At 53.1% G+C, this 13621-nt stretch carries 14 protein-coding genes; 9 read left to right on the plus strand and 5 right to left on the minus strand.

The window, feature by feature from the left end; genetic code table 11:
- Nucleotides 1-35: 35 nt before the first annotated feature.
- Nucleotides 36-677: a TetR/AcrR family transcriptional regulator gene (locus G523_RS0109310; protein WP_022694784.1), complete on the minus strand. Its 642-nt coding sequence runs from the start codon at nucleotides 675-677 to the stop codon at nucleotides 36-38.
- Between the two features lie 135 nt (nucleotides 678-812).
- Nucleotides 813-1304: a hypothetical protein gene (locus G523_RS0109315; protein WP_022694785.1), complete on the minus strand. Its 492-nt coding sequence runs from the start codon at nucleotides 1302-1304 to the stop codon at nucleotides 813-815.
- A 47-nt stretch (nucleotides 1305-1351) separates the two neighbouring features.
- Between G523_RS0109315 and G523_RS0109320 the strand changes: the two genes are divergently transcribed.
- The 4 genes from G523_RS0109320 to G523_RS0109335 all read left to right on the plus strand — a co-directional run bounded on the left by G523_RS0109320 (nucleotide 1352) and on the right by G523_RS0109335 (nucleotide 5905).
- A complete protein-coding gene (locus tag G523_RS0109320) occupies nucleotides 1352-1825 on the plus strand; it encodes a PaaI family thioesterase (protein ID WP_022694786.1) in 474 nt (157 codons plus the stop codon).
- The gene (locus G523_RS0109325; RefSeq protein WP_022694787.1) at nucleotides 1825-2253 is read left to right on the plus strand and encodes a PaaI family thioesterase; all 429 of its coding nucleotides are present in this window, start codon (nucleotides 1825-1827) and stop codon (nucleotides 2251-2253) included. The genes G523_RS0109320 and G523_RS0109325 overlap by 1 nt, the downstream gene beginning before the upstream one ends.
- Nucleotides 2254-2486: 233 nt before the next feature.
- On the plus strand, nucleotides 2487-4286 hold the full coding sequence (locus G523_RS20300) for a sensor histidine kinase (RefSeq protein WP_155802634.1): 1800 nt from the start codon (nucleotides 2487-2489) through the stop codon (nucleotides 4284-4286).
- A 104-nt stretch (nucleotides 4287-4390) separates the two neighbouring features.
- Nucleotides 4391-5905: a sensor histidine kinase gene (locus G523_RS0109335; RefSeq protein ID WP_022694789.1), complete on the plus strand. Its 1515-nt coding sequence runs from the start codon at nucleotides 4391-4393 to the stop codon at nucleotides 5903-5905.
- Here G523_RS0109335 and G523_RS0109340 read toward each other — a convergent pair.
- Together G523_RS0109340 and G523_RS18790 are read right to left on the minus strand one after the other, a co-directional pair.
- Nucleotides 5888-6850: an NAD(P)/FAD-dependent oxidoreductase gene (locus tag G523_RS0109340; RefSeq protein WP_022694790.1), complete on the minus strand. Its 963-nt coding sequence runs from the start codon at nucleotides 6848-6850 to the stop codon at nucleotides 5888-5890. The two genes, G523_RS0109335 and G523_RS0109340, sit on opposite strands and share 18 nt — an antisense overlap.
- Nucleotides 6851-7089: 239 nt before the next feature.
- Complete coding sequence (locus tag G523_RS18790; protein ID WP_022694792.1) at nucleotides 7090-8907, minus strand: tetratricopeptide repeat protein; 1818 nt, start codon at nucleotides 8905-8907, stop codon at nucleotides 7090-7092.
- A 140-nt stretch (nucleotides 8908-9047) separates the two neighbouring features.
- On the opposite strand from G523_RS18790, the gene flbT reads away from it, so the two are divergent.
- The 3 genes from flbT (at nucleotide 9048) to G523_RS18795 (ending at nucleotide 10639) form a co-directional block, all read left to right on the plus strand.
- Complete coding sequence (flbT, locus tag G523_RS0109355) at nucleotides 9048-9485, plus strand: flagellar biosynthesis repressor FlbT (protein WP_022694793.1); 438 nt, start codon at nucleotides 9048-9050, stop codon at nucleotides 9483-9485.
- Entirely contained in the window at nucleotides 9433-9783 is a 351-nt protein-coding gene (gene flaF / locus G523_RS0109360; protein WP_022694794.1) for a flagellar biosynthesis regulator FlaF, read from the plus strand. The genes flbT and flaF overlap by 53 nt, the downstream gene beginning before the upstream one ends.
- 76 nt (nucleotides 9784-9859) lie before the next feature.
- On the plus strand, nucleotides 9860-10639 hold the full coding sequence (locus tag G523_RS18795) for an alpha/beta hydrolase (protein WP_022694795.1): 780 nt from the start codon (nucleotides 9860-9862) through the stop codon (nucleotides 10637-10639).
- Here the strand turns inward: G523_RS18795 and G523_RS18800 are convergent, their stop codons facing one another.
- A complete protein-coding gene (locus tag G523_RS18800; protein WP_022694796.1) occupies nucleotides 10640-11110 on the minus strand; it encodes a rhodanese-like domain-containing protein in 471 nt (156 codons plus the stop codon).
- 314 nt (nucleotides 11111-11424) lie between these two features.
- Here G523_RS18800 and G523_RS0109375 point away from each other — a divergent pair, with 314 nt between their 5' ends.
- Together G523_RS0109375 and G523_RS0109385 are read left to right on the plus strand one after the other, a co-directional pair.
- Nucleotides 11425-12255 (plus strand): flagellin, encoded by an 831-nt coding sequence (locus G523_RS0109375; RefSeq protein ID WP_022694797.1) that lies wholly within the window; start codon nucleotides 11425-11427, stop codon nucleotides 12253-12255.
- A gap of 364 nt (nucleotides 12256-12619) precedes the next feature.
- Complete coding sequence (locus G523_RS0109385) at nucleotides 12620-13444, plus strand: flagellin (RefSeq protein WP_027441596.1); 825 nt, start codon at nucleotides 12620-12622, stop codon at nucleotides 13442-13444.
- The last annotated feature ends 177 nt before the right edge of the window (nucleotides 13445-13621 follow it).

The raw sequence follows: 13621 nt of genomic DNA on the forward strand, positions 1-13621 counted from the left end.
GTTTCCCCATATATCTTTGTTCGCTGAGTTTTATCTTAGGTGCGAATTTCATCAAAAGCATGGCGGATACCACACAAGATCAGATTAGTCGCAAAATCCGTCGCCTGTTCAACCAGCTTTTCGGTCTGATCCTGATCATTTGAAATTCGCGTGAGCATGACGTCGCCAAGTTCGCGGGCGATCCCGATAGCAGAGGCCGTCAGATAGGCGGTGTCGATATCAGGCGAACCCTCGGAGGCGAGGATGGTCTCGATGTCCTTGCGGATCTCCTGAAAAATGGCGTTCATTTCAGGTGTATCGGACCGCACGTCGCTAATATGGATTTTGGGTGCTGCGAGCCTCAGAACTTCAGCATGTCGTTCCACAATGAAGTGGAAGTAAGCACTGAAGGCGCATTTGAGATACTCTTCAAAGCTGATGTTTTCGCGCGGCAGTGTTCTGAGCAGGCGGCCGAATTCAGCCGCAGACGTTTCCGCGAGCGCTTCGAAGATTTCTTCTTTGGATTTGAAATAATTGTAGAAGGTGCCGCTCGCCAGATCCGTGCGGCGGATAATGTCCCGCACAGTCGTCGTCTCATAGCCGAGCTCTGCGAAAACGAGACGCGCAGCATCCAGTATTGCTTCACGGTTAGCAGCTTTGGAGCGCTCTCGTTTGCCCTGGGTCTTTGAAATCATCATCTGGCGCTGTCACTTGAATCGGCTGGCGGTTTTCCGCACGAGCGGACCCTACTGTAAAATTGCGGGTATCAAAACTCAATCGCTTCCGTGCACGTCACGGCGAGATAGCGGGTCTTATGCCCAGTGAATATCCACTCAGGACTGTGTGTCCTCACCGTCCGTGTCCGGAGGAGTTGAAGGGCGGGTTAATTCATCTGGAAGCTGGAAGGTGGGCGATTCGACCGAGAATATGGCGTCAGCTTCTGCAGTCCGTCGTGACAGGCGCACCATTTCGAAGTGACCGGACAGAAAATCTTCGCCGGTTCCGACATGCCATTCGCCAAAGATCCGGCTGGCCTCATCGGATAGTCGTCCAAGATACTGAATATGGGCCTGATGGACTTCCGGGCCGGGGTGGTAGAGCTTTTCGAAGATTACGCTTTCACCAGCCATTTCTCCCATGACGTCGGCTGAAAGCTCGCGCAGCATAGGCGCTGCGAAAGTGTTTGGTTCCAGAGTGGTGCCGGTGAATTCAAGTTCGGCAACCGACTCAAGAAAGGCTGAAAACGGTATACGCTGATCGTCTGCGGCGGTGCCATAGGCATACCATCCGGTCCAGTATCCGGCGATGTCGTTCGCGTCAGTCATGGTGATTATCTATTTCCGTACGCTGACACTCGGTGTAGTGAGGTGCCATGACAGAGAATCCTGATTTCTTCGATCTTATTCGGCAATATGCGCCTAATATCATAAATAAGGTGCCGTATGCGAACACGCTAGGGTTTGAGCTGGTCGATCTTGAGCCGGGCAAGGCTGTCGCGCGTGCGCCCTACAAACCAGAGACCATTGGTGACATCGAGACCGGAATTATTCACGGCGGTGTTGTAACGGCATTGCTGGATAATGTGTCCGGTGTTTCGGTTATTGCAGCCCTCTCCGAGATGAAGTCTACAGCCACGCTTGATCTGCGTATTGATTATATGCGCCCGGCAGAAGTCGGCCGCGACATCATCGCGGAGGCAGAGTGCTATCACATGACCCGCACTGTCGCGTTTACACGCGCCTGGGCCTATCATGAAAGCCGCGACCGCGTGATTGCCACAGCGTCCGGATCATTCGCTCTGAACACCATCAAGGGCTTTCCCACGAATACCGGGGAGGGCAGCTGATGAGCGAGGACATTCTCCAGCGTCAGAAGAAGCTTCAGGACTATCTTAACCGGACGCCGTTTGCCGATTTTATCGGTTTCAAATGTGAAATCATGGGCGATGAAATGACGGCGATACTTCCATTTGAAGAGAAGATCATCGGTAACCCGTCTATTCGTGCGCTTCATGGCGGCGCGACGGGTGCGTTTCTTGAGCTGACGGCGATGGCTCAGCTGTTTCTGCTCTCTGATGAGGTCAGCCTCGCCAAACCGATTAATCTGACAATCGATTACCTGCGTCAGGCGAAGGCAGAAAACCTCTATGCCCGCGCGACGGTGACCAAGCAGGGGCGGCGCATCGCGAATGTTCATGCTGAAGCATGGCAATCGGAACGGGCCCGGCCAGTGGCAACGCTTAGTGCGCATTTCCTGCTCGGCGATGGTGAATAAGACAGTTTTGTAAAATATTTGAATTCACTTTGAAGTATTTGTGGAGTCGTAAATTCCCATACTAATGGCCAAATATTTTTAATACTTACAAGATAGACTTGCCCCGAATTTAAAAATCGGGTGATCAGGTGGATATTCGCAAACTCTCTGTACGCGAAAGAGTGTTGTTGCTGACCAGCGCAGCCATCCTTTCATTAATCGCGCTTACTGCCGCCTTCAGTATCACCGGACAGATGACAAAACGTCTGCAGTCTGTACAAGTCCAGTTGTCTGCACAGGCAGATGAATCCAGGCGGCTGGAGACCGAGCTTCTGCGGCTTGAAATGTATGCTTCCCGTTTTCTTGCAGAACGGAATGTCGATGATTTAGCCAATTTTGAGAATGACGCCCCCCGCCTGAGAGAGCTCGTCTCTACAGTCGAGCAATTCACATCTGACTGGTCGCTTTCATCGCTCTCAGAAAGGTATATCGCCAAGACACGGGCGGCATTTGAGGCAAGGGAGCGACTTGGTCTTGATGAAAATAGCGGGTTGGAAGGTGAACTCCGCAAGGCCGTGCACGACATAGAACGACGCCTTCAGACTCTTGATCAGGAAAGCCTGACAGTCCACATGCTAATGATGCGCCGTCATGAGAAGGATTTCATGATGCGTCTGGACACAAGCTACATTGCGCGTTTCGAAGCTCGTGCCGACGAGTTTAGCGCAGGCTTGCAGCAAGCAGGTCTTAGCGAGATCCAGCGTGATGAGATTTCCGCGCTCTTCTCCGCCTATCAACGCGGATTTGAAGACTGGAGTGAGGGACGTCTCCAATTGATGCGTCAACAGGATATGGCTGTTGCGGCGCATGCCGAGCTCGCGTCGGCAGTGTCTGCAATGTCCGGGGACCTTCTCGCGCGGGCTGACACGGCGACCATACAACAACGGACTGTTATTGACGGCACGATTGTAGCGATCTGGATCGCAGTCGTGATCCTGATCACGATCTGCGGAGCATTGGCGGTGTGGATCGGTCGTTCCATTGTTAGCCAGATCGCTGGTGTGAGTGACGAGATGCTGAGTCTTTGCAGAGCCTATGACACGAACACGTCGGGTCCGCTCCGGAGCAATGCACGTAGTGAACTTGAGCGTATGCGGCGTGTGCTGGATTTCTTTGCCGAGAATATTGCAGAGACGGAACGGCTGAACATGGAAGTTCGTTTTCACCGCGACCATCTTGCAGATGAAGTTGCAAAGCAGACTGCTGCCTTGGAACATCAAAAGCTTCAGTTAGAATTGTCACTTGATCAGGAGCGTGAGCTTCGCCAGCTGCAGAATCAGTTCGTAGCGACAGTAAGTCACGAATTTCGCACACCCTTGACCATCATTGACGGTACGGCGCGTCGTATTTCACGGTCTTTGTCGAAAATGGATGCTGGACAGATATCAGAACGGCTTGAGACGATCAGATCATCGGTACGTCGTCTGTCGGATATGGTTGATGAAACGCTGGATTCTTCAAGAGTCTCAGAAGGCGAGATTGATTGTAATTACGCTTGCGTTGATTTCCGCCAGTTTGTGGAAGGTATTGTGGAACGACATCGGGATATCGCGTCAGAATTTACGTTCGAGTACGATGTGGGGATATTGCCGGATTGTGTTGATGCGGATCCGAAGCATCTCGATCATATCGTCTCGAACCTCGTTTCGAATGCAATCAAGTACTCACGTCTACGTCCGCATATAAAAGTGACTATGGGGAAGGAAGGCGATTGCGTTTTTCTTTCAGTCAAAGACAGGGGTGTTGGGATTCCAAAAGAAGAGTTGCCGAAAATTACGTCGCGTTTCTTCCGCGCATCGACTTCCGCGGGCATTAAGGGGACGGGTATCGGTTTAAACCTCGTTGCCCAGTTGATACGTGCACATAATGGTAAGTTTAACATCGACAGCAAAGAAGGCGAGTGGACTGAAGTCACTGTTAGACTGCCAATCAGTGCGCCGGAAGACGCGCAGAAGCAGGATGCTGATTGCTGTAGTCTTATTAGCGCTGCCTAGTACGCGTAGATGATAATTGCTCAACGCCAATCGATAAAATTGTAAACGTCTGCTCCCGCAAAATTAAACCTTTTGTGGGTAAGACTGCATGCTGAGGTCACAGCATGCACGATAAGCTGAAATTTAAAAATCTGTTCCGGATCCATTCCGACGAACCTGAGCTTGTGCAGGCTCAGATGGCGGCTATGTCACGCCAGATTCCTCTGATTTACATCATTGTTGCGTTCAATGTGTTCGGTCTCGCCGTCAGTTTTGCCTCGGCTGCGCCGCCGGAACTGGCGATATGGACGCCTGCTGTTCTGATCGGCCTGTTCATCGTCCGCAGCCTTTTCTGGTTCATGCGGCCGAAAGAATATGCAAGCCATCTTGATGCGGCGAGGGAGCTGCGGAAGCTCTCAGCGCTTCTCGCAGGCATGGCCGTTTTCCTGTCCGTCTGGTGTATTCTCCTTTTCCCGTATGGCGATGCAAACCAGCAGACACATATCGCGTTCTTTATTTCCGTAACGCTGATCGGGACTGTCTTCGCTGTTGTTCAGGTCCCGCTGGCTGCACTGGTCTGTATGACGATTAGTGGCACAACGTTCGTCCTGTTTTTTGCGACGCGCGGAAACCTTGCTTACACCGCAATGGCGCTGAACTTCATTACGGTGATGCTTGTCGTCTTCATGCTGGTGCGCAGCTATTTTCAAAATCTCTACGGCTTCATCACGTCGAACAAGCAGCTGACCGAAGCGAACGCAGAGCTTAATTCGCTCTATGCCGAACTTCAGACACACCGCGATAACCTCGCCCAACAGGTTTGCCTGCGAACTGCTGAGCTGGAAGAGCAAAAGCTGAAGCTGGAGCAGGCGCTGAAGGCAGAACGTGAACTCAATGCGATGCAGAATGATTTTGTGTCCATGGTCAGTCATGAATTCCGTACGCCGCTCGCCGTGATCGACGGCATGGCGCGCCGTGTCGAGAACCGGGCTGACAGCATGGATGCAGAAGCTGTTCGCGAGCGGATGGAAAAAATTCGCGGCTCTGTTGGACGTCTTTCCAATCTGGTTGAGCGTACGCTGGATGCCTCTCGTATGGCTGCATCAAAGCTGCAGTTCGAGCCGGAAATGGTGGATATCCAGTCGCATATTCTAGACGTTCTGGATCGTCATAAGGAGATCGCGACCGAGTACCAGTTCGAGATCGATATTGAAGATCTTCCGGATGAGCTCAGCTGCGATCCGCGCCTGATGGAGCATGTGCTGGGGAATATGATCGGCAATGCCGTCAAATACTCCAAAGCGGACCCGCGCATCGATATTTGTGGTTATGTCGAGGGCAATTGGGCGATCATCAAGGTTCGCGATCACGGTGTCGGCATTCCGAAAGCAGAATTGGCTCGTGTGACAGAGCGTTTTTTCCGTGCATCAACAGCGACCAGCATTCAAGGCACAGGCATCGGGCTCAATCTCGTTAAAGAGATTGTTCAGATGCACGGCGGCAAGTTCAAAATCGACAGTGAAGAAGGCAAATGGACTGAAGTCAGCGCCTTCTTCCCCATTTCAAGGGATTCCGCCGATCCTGTCATTCTCGGCGTTCACGATGATGATGAGCCGGACGCTTTAGTCCGCCGCGCCTGAAAGAGCGTCGCCGAGCGCTTTACCGCTCGCCCAGGCATCTTCGACACCCCCGCCCAAAAGCCAGTCTCCGCAAACTCCGAGTGTCTTGTCTTCGGTCAGCATGAAGGGCTCGCCAGCGGGCTTGGATGTGACGGCATAGCGCCAACGGTGAGCATGCTCTACGGTGGGCGATGGTAGCTCTATCGACAATGTCTCGGCCAATGCCGATTTCATGGCCTGCAAAACATCACTGGCGTCATCTTCAAGATGCGCTTTCGACCAGTCTGTGCTGGCATGCAGAACAAGACAGTCCTTCGCTGTGTCTCTACCCGGCTTGGTCTGGTTCCGGATGATCGCAGCGATGGAGCTTTGTTCCGGTTTCAGAGTGGTGAATTCCACTGGCAGAAGTGTATCGAAGCCCAGCATCGTCACCCAGCGCGGCTCTGAAACGACGTCGTCAGCTTTCGCGGCAAACTCGGGGGCGGCATCGGCAAGAAGAATTGTCGCCTGTTCTGCTGGAATTGCGCAGACAACAACATCGCAGTCGAATGGCGGGGCATTCTGTTCGAAACACAGCGCCCAACCGCGCGGTGTCCGTGTTATGCGCTTCACGCGTTGGCCAAAGCGAACATCGAGGCCCTCGGCCAGACCCTTGATGGTGGAGTTCATGCCGGGCGTGCCGACAAAGCTTTTCGGAAAGCCGTTATCATTTGCATGCAGCTCTGCGACGAAACCTGCTTCGATGAGTGGTTGAAGCGCGTTTGCGAACGCCTCAGAGCGTGCCTCGAATGCGCTTGTTCCGTGGTCGAAGCGATATTCGGCCCCGTCCGCGCTGATGCGCTTGGTCGACAGCCGACCGCCTGCGCCGCGCCCTTTATCAAAAACTGTGACTTCCATTCCGTTCTGGCGGGCAATGCGTGCGCAAGTGAGGCCTGAAAATCCGGCGCCGATAATAGCGAGTTTCAAGAGTTCGATCCCGTTCAGAAATGTGATGCTTCAGATATTCAATACGAAGATGGAAGACGGGCGGATTTTATTTTTAGGCGCGGTCAAACGACTCAATCGCCAGGATAGTATTTCGCTTAAGCGAACTGGCGCTCAGACGCAGCATTGCAGAAACTAAAACAGCGCCACGTAGAAGACGCGGCGCTATATCAGAAACTATATGAACGCGGACCGATGAGGTTGCTGCCTTAAACGGGCTTTCAAGCGGCGCCTTTGACCTTCGCGTCGGAGCCTTTTGTCGCTTGCTCTGTAAGCCATTCGCGGAAGTTTTTCATTGCGGGCTTCCAGTTGTTGATTGTGTCAGGCGCAAAGACTTTCGCAGTCGGATACCACGGCAGTTCACCTGTGCCGAGATAAGGCCAGGCATTCGGCGCGCCGATAATGGCGGTACGCGCACCAGAGCCTGCTGCAATGTTTGTCGTTGCGTTCATTGGGCCGACTACCAGATCAAGCGTGACGCAAAGTGCAGCCAGATCATCCAGATCGTCTTTCAGATTGATGCCTTCCATCTGGTGGATTTTGACGCCGAACTCTTTCTCAGCGCGTTCAATATCTTCCGCGCATTCGCCATACTGCAGGTTCACCCAGACAACGCCTTCGGTTTTCAGCGTGTCCTTCCACTGCGTGAACGGAGAATAGTATTTCGAACGCTTCGCCGTCATCAGCATGGACTTCCAGAGGATGCCGGTTTTGAGGCCCGGGCCGAGCTTGGCCAGTTCGCTTTTCCAGTGCTCAACACGTTCCGGATCAGGTGTGAGGAACCCACCTTCTGTCGGGAAGTCTTTGATATCTGTACGCAGAGCACGCAGCACGCTGGCCATTGGTGCCCAGAAATCATAGGTGTCCCAGTCGGTGATCAGAGGACAGCCACGAAGTGGTATGGCGTTGGAGCGAACCGTAGAGTGCTTGGTGACTTTCGCTGTCGGGAAGGAGCGCTGCATCAGCGCTTCCAGACGCGGCACCACACCGATGGTCAGTGAGCCTTCAGGGCCGAGCCGGTCAATAAGATCGTGGCCCATATTCAGGAACATGACTTCGTCGCCGAGACCTTGCTCGCCTACGACGAGGATCTTCTTTCCTTCCAGCGGTTCGCCATCCCATTGCTTCAGAGGAATGGAATACGAGGTCGCACCGCCATAGCGTGGGTTGTTGCGGCATTCATATGCGTCCCACGCTTTGTCGAGCTGACCTGAACCGATGAGGGAGATCGCAATCGCGTGCTCGGTTTCCGCGCGCTCATTTGCGGGCATGACGCCGAGATCGAGCGCTTTTTGAAGATAGTCGAGCGCGACGTCGTGGCGGCCCTCTGTCGCGCGGCAATAGCCGATATTGTGATACGCGCGCGCAAGGTTCGGCTCCAGCTGAAGCGCCTGCTCATAGAACAGAACCGCATTGTCGAATTCAGTCTGCTCCATCATGACGGTGCCGAGCGAGTTCCACAGAAGCGAGCTTTCCTGATTCTCGTAAATCGCGGCACGCAGCACTTCGATCGCGCTTTCAAATTCGCCTTTATCGCGCAGAACACAGGCGAGGTTGTTCGGGCCTTCTACATGGTTCGGCATCATGCGGCAGAAAATACGGAAGAATTTTTCTGCGACGTCATAAAGGTCCATGCGCCAGGCCAGCAGGCCGAGGTTCTGATAGATCTCCGGCTCTTCCGGCGAGAGCTGAAGCGCGCGCTCATACATGCCGAGCGCAAGGCTCGCGACGCCGAGCTTATCGAGTGCGATAGCTGTAATATGGCAGGCGAGGGCGAGGTTCTCGTCAATATTGACGGCTTGCAGGCCAAGCTGCGCTGCCTCGCGGTATTTTTCTTCATTAATAAGACGAACGGCGCGCTTCATCAGCGGCATAGCCTTACGCAGCTTATCGTCTGACTTGTTATTCTTATAGCGAAGAACCGTTTTCAGCGCCTGACTCTTGGCTGCATCGCCCAGGGCGTCAGCCGGCATTGGATTGGCGAGAGGGGCCGCGTCCAGCGCTTGATCGAGAGTTGTGTTCTGGGTGGCGTCTGTCATGTGGCGCTCCGGTGATTGCGTTTATACCGAATTGCCACGGTCTCTTTAAGAAACGGCTAACTTCGAATTACTCCATCTAAAACTTGCATTAACCTCATGGAGGTAAAACCAGTCTGAATGTTTACTGGCTGGAGGACACCATGCCGCTTAAATTGTCGCTGAAACCTGGCGAAAAATTCGTTGTAAACGGCGCTGTCATTCAAAATGGCGATCGTCGCGGTGTTCTGCTTCTGCAGAACAAAGCGTCTGTTCTACGTGAAAAAGACATTATGCAGCCGCACGAAGCAGATACGCCTGCGAAGCGCATCTATTTCCCGGTTATGATGATGTATCTCGATCCTTCAGACGTCTCGAGCCAGTACGAAGAATTTGTGGTGAGAATGACGGAATTCATGTCCGTCATAAAAAATCCTGATATCCTCAAGGAATGCATTTCCTGTTCCAAGGATGTGATGGCGGGTCAATATTATAAGGCGCTTTCAAGGTGCCGGAACATTATGTCATACGAAGAGGAGCGCTTGGGGCATGTCCATCAAGGCGTATCAGCAGACAGCACGCCGGACCGAGAATCCGCGTGAAATTGAGTATCGCCTCTTTGCTCAGGTAACCGCCGCGCTCGTCGAGGCAGAAAAAACCGGCAAGAGCGATCTCCATAAGCTCATGGACGCGCTGGACTGGAACCGACGGGTCTGGTCTGCGCTGTCTCTGGACTGTGCGAATCCGGACAACGGATTGCCAGCTCAGCTGCGTGCCAGCATTATTTCTCTGTCGATTTTCGTCAGCAAGCATACCTCAGCGATTATGCGTGAAGACGAAGACATTCAGGATCTGATCGATATTAACCGACTGATCATGCAGGGACTGAACGGCGAATAGGGGCGTGCCCTTTCGTCATCTTTGCCCTGCGCCTAAACCGAGCTAACCTCCCTTAAAATATACGGGGAGGTTTTTTATGAGCCGCAGACTGCTTCTGATTCATGGCGTTGGATGCGCTGGCAGCGTCTGGACGCCGATGCGCCGCTTTTTGGAGCGTGCAGGCTGGACCTGTGAGGCGCCAACGCTCTTCCCCGAATATCGACTGGCTGAGAACCCGCCCGATGAGCTGAATAAGCTCGGGCTGGACGATTACATCACCGCTATGTCGGAGGAATGTCGCCGCATTCGTGAAGAAACAGGCGAAAAGCCGGTGGTGATCGGGCACTCTATGGGCGGTCTGATTGCCCAATCGCTCGTGGAAATGAATATGACCTCTGGCGGTGTGTTTCTGACGCCCGCCCAGCCGCGCGATTGTCATGCCGTAACGCCTGCTGTGGCGATCACATTCCTGAACATTGTCTTGTCGCAGAACCGCTCCAAGGCGCATAAAGTCTGGAAGACAGGTTTCAAATGGGGCGTTCTGAATTGTGTGCCGCGCGCCCGTCACGATGAAATCTACGCAACCGCGCTTTATGATTCAGGCAAAGTGTATGGAAATCTGGCGGACGGGATCGTTATCCGCGAAGAACGCTTTCAGGTGCCAACGCTGACAATTGCCGCCAGTAAGGACAGGGCAACGCCAGCTAAAGCCATCCGGAAAATGAAGGACAAATACGCCAGAGCACCTGTGCCCGGTGATTTCCGCGAATACGAAAATCACGCGCACTGGATTTTGGACGAGCCAGGTTCAGAGCAGGTCGCGACAGATATTCTGGACTGGCTCGAGCTTAAAGTCGGCGAGCCTGCTAACGCCTGATCAGTCTTCCTCGTCCGCTGACGGAACGTATTGAAGTGTACCCATACGGTTTTCAATGGTTTGACCGGCTTCAACCCATGAGGTGACACCGCGGTGTGCGCTGACATTTGTGTATCCGATGTCTTGCAGGATTTTCGTCACCACAGCTGCGCGAATTCCGTGCGAGCAGGTGACAATGATTTCCTGATCTGCGTCCGGTGCGAGTGATCCGATCCGGAATTCTACGACGCCACGCGGAACCGACTGCGCGCCAGCAATGTGACCGGCCTCGTATTCGGCTGCAGTCCGCACATCGATCAGGACCAGATTTTCATTGGCTTCCATACGGCTGATCAAATCGTCATTTGAAATATGATCGACGCCGGCCGTCATGCGTTCGCGGATTTCGTCCGCTGTCATCAGGTCGGCTGCATACGCCGGTCCGGCAAAAATGGCGAGCAGTGATACTGAAACGAGAGCCTGACGGATCATGGCGGTTCCTCCAATTATGTTTGTCGGGAAGCTATCATGGCTCCGGCCTTTTTCCATAGCAGATCGCAGGTTTGTGAAGGGTGAGGAACGACCCGGCAAAGACTGCACCACAGGGCTGAACAGGCTCGGAAATCCCTGCCTATCCGCTGGTGACTTGTGTAGATATTTATAGAAAATTCAATGAAATAGGGGCTTTTCCGGTTAAGTTTCCATTTACCAAAACGGCACGCCATTTGCGCACGCGTATGCAGGACAAAATGTCCAGCTGACTAAAATGGTCAGAACAATACCTGCCAGAATGGAAGGAAACTAAAATGGCTGCCCTTTCTGTAAATACCAACTACGGGGCGATGGTCGCCCTGCAACAACTGAACAGCACCAACATGGCTCTCAGCGGGACCCAAGAACGTATCAATACCGGGCTAAAGGTTGCATCGGCTAAGGACAATGGCGCTATTTACGCCATTGCTCAGGGCATGCGTGCAGACCTTTCCGGCTTTGGCGTTGTTCTTGACAGTCTCGACCGCACCGGGTCGACGGTGGATGTCGCAATCGCGGCCGGAAGTGCAATTTCCGACCTTCTCATCGATATGAAAGAGAAAGCGCTTGCTGCATCTGACGAAACACTGACTACGGCGCAACGAGCTGCCTTCAGCGAAGATTTCAAGGCGCTGCGTGATCAGATCGATACCATTGTCAGCAATGCTGAATTCAATGGCGTGAACCTGATCAACGGATCGACTGCAGAAATCACGGCATTTGCCGATGCTGATGGCAATTCTGTCATCACGGTGCAAGATGAAAACCTTTCTCTGGGTGGTGGCGTAGTGACGATCGCTGCGACGGCATCGCTCGACACAGCTACCAATGCTTCAGCTCTGGTCTCTACGATTGAAACATCGCTGACTAACCTGAACCAGGCGCTCGCGCGTCTGGGCACGTCTTCGAAGGCGCTCACGATTCACTCAGAATTCGTGACAAAGCTGCGTGATTCCCTCGAGAAGGGTGTCGGCCATCTGGTCGATGCGGACATGGCTAAAGAGAGTGCCAAACTTCAGGCTCTGCAGACGAAGCAGCAGCTTGGCGTACAGGCCCTGTCGATCGCGAACCAGGCTCCGCAGATCATCAACAGTCTGTTCCAGTAAGACCTTCAGTCGTAAATGGGGGAGGGATGTATTCCTTCCCCCTGCTACGGCCACCGAAAGTTGGAAACAATGCGTAAGAACACGCACACAGAAGCACAGGCGGCCGTCGGCGGAGAGATCCCCGGCGGTTTTTTCATGGCCCGGCAGGCAGTAATTGCCGGGGGAGGAAAGTTTTGCCTGGTCGAAACTGCCTCATGGGAAAATTGCATCCTTTTTCGTAACATTTACATGCGTATTCACGGGGGCTGACGCTTCATCCCTTAACCATTCTGTTTGGCATCGCGCTTGCTCTTACTAGTCCGCAGGCAAAACGCCTGAGCGAGCAAAATGCACGCGTTACATAACCAGAATGGAGATCGCTAAAATGGCGAGCGTAAATACGAACTATGGCGCAATGGTCGCGCTGCAGCAGCTGAACTCTACAAACTCTCAGCTCGAAATGACTCAGACCCGTATCAACACGGGCATGAAAGTCTCTTCCGCAAAAGACAATGGTGCTGTTTATGCGATCGCTCAGGGCATGCGCGCTGACGTTGCTGGCTATGGCGTTGTCACAGACTCACTTGATCGTTCAAGCTCTACAGTCGACGTTGCTATCGCAGCTGGCGAAGCAATCGGTGATCTCCTCATCGACATGAAAGAGAAAGCGCTTGGCGCAGCTGACTCTTCCCTGACTTCAAACCAGCGTGCTGCATTCAACGAAGACTTCAAAGCGCTTCGTGACCAGATCGCGACTGTTGTCTCTAACGCTGAATTTAACGGCGTGAACCTGATCAACAACTCTACTGCTAACATTGAGGCGTTCGCGTCTGCTGACGGTACATCCGTCATCACCGTTCTCGACGAGAACCTGTCTCTGTCCGGCTCTATCGTCACGCTGACATCTACTGCTGTCATCGACACAGTCACAAAAGCGTCTACAGCTGTTTCTACAATCGAGACATCCCTGACGAACCTCAACCAGGCGCTCGCGCGTCTCGGTACAGCGTCTAAAGCGCTCGGCATTCACTCAGACTTCGTCACGAAGCTTTCTGACGTGACTGAGAAAGGTATCGGCAACCTCGTCGATGCGGATCTCGCGAAAGAATCTGCGAAACTGCAGGCTCTGCAAACTAAGCAGCAGCTCGGTGTTCAGGCGCTCTCAATCGCCAACCAGGCGAGCGGTATCGCACTGTCCTTCTTCCGTTAAGAAGCGACGACCTCTCAGAGGCAAACCAGTTAAAATATTGAAGGTGGCAGCCTTCATTCCTGCCGGGTCCCTAAGGGGCCCGGCTTTTTCTTTGCCTTGAATTCTGGATCGGAATTTTAAATTCTTCATATATATCAATGATTTGTAAAGGTGTAAAACTTCTGCCCGGCAATTATT

This window comes from Ponticaulis koreensis DSM 19734 (assembly GCF_000420665.1).
Lineage (GTDB): Bacteria > Pseudomonadota > Alphaproteobacteria > Caulobacterales > Hyphomonadaceae > Ponticaulis > Ponticaulis koreensis.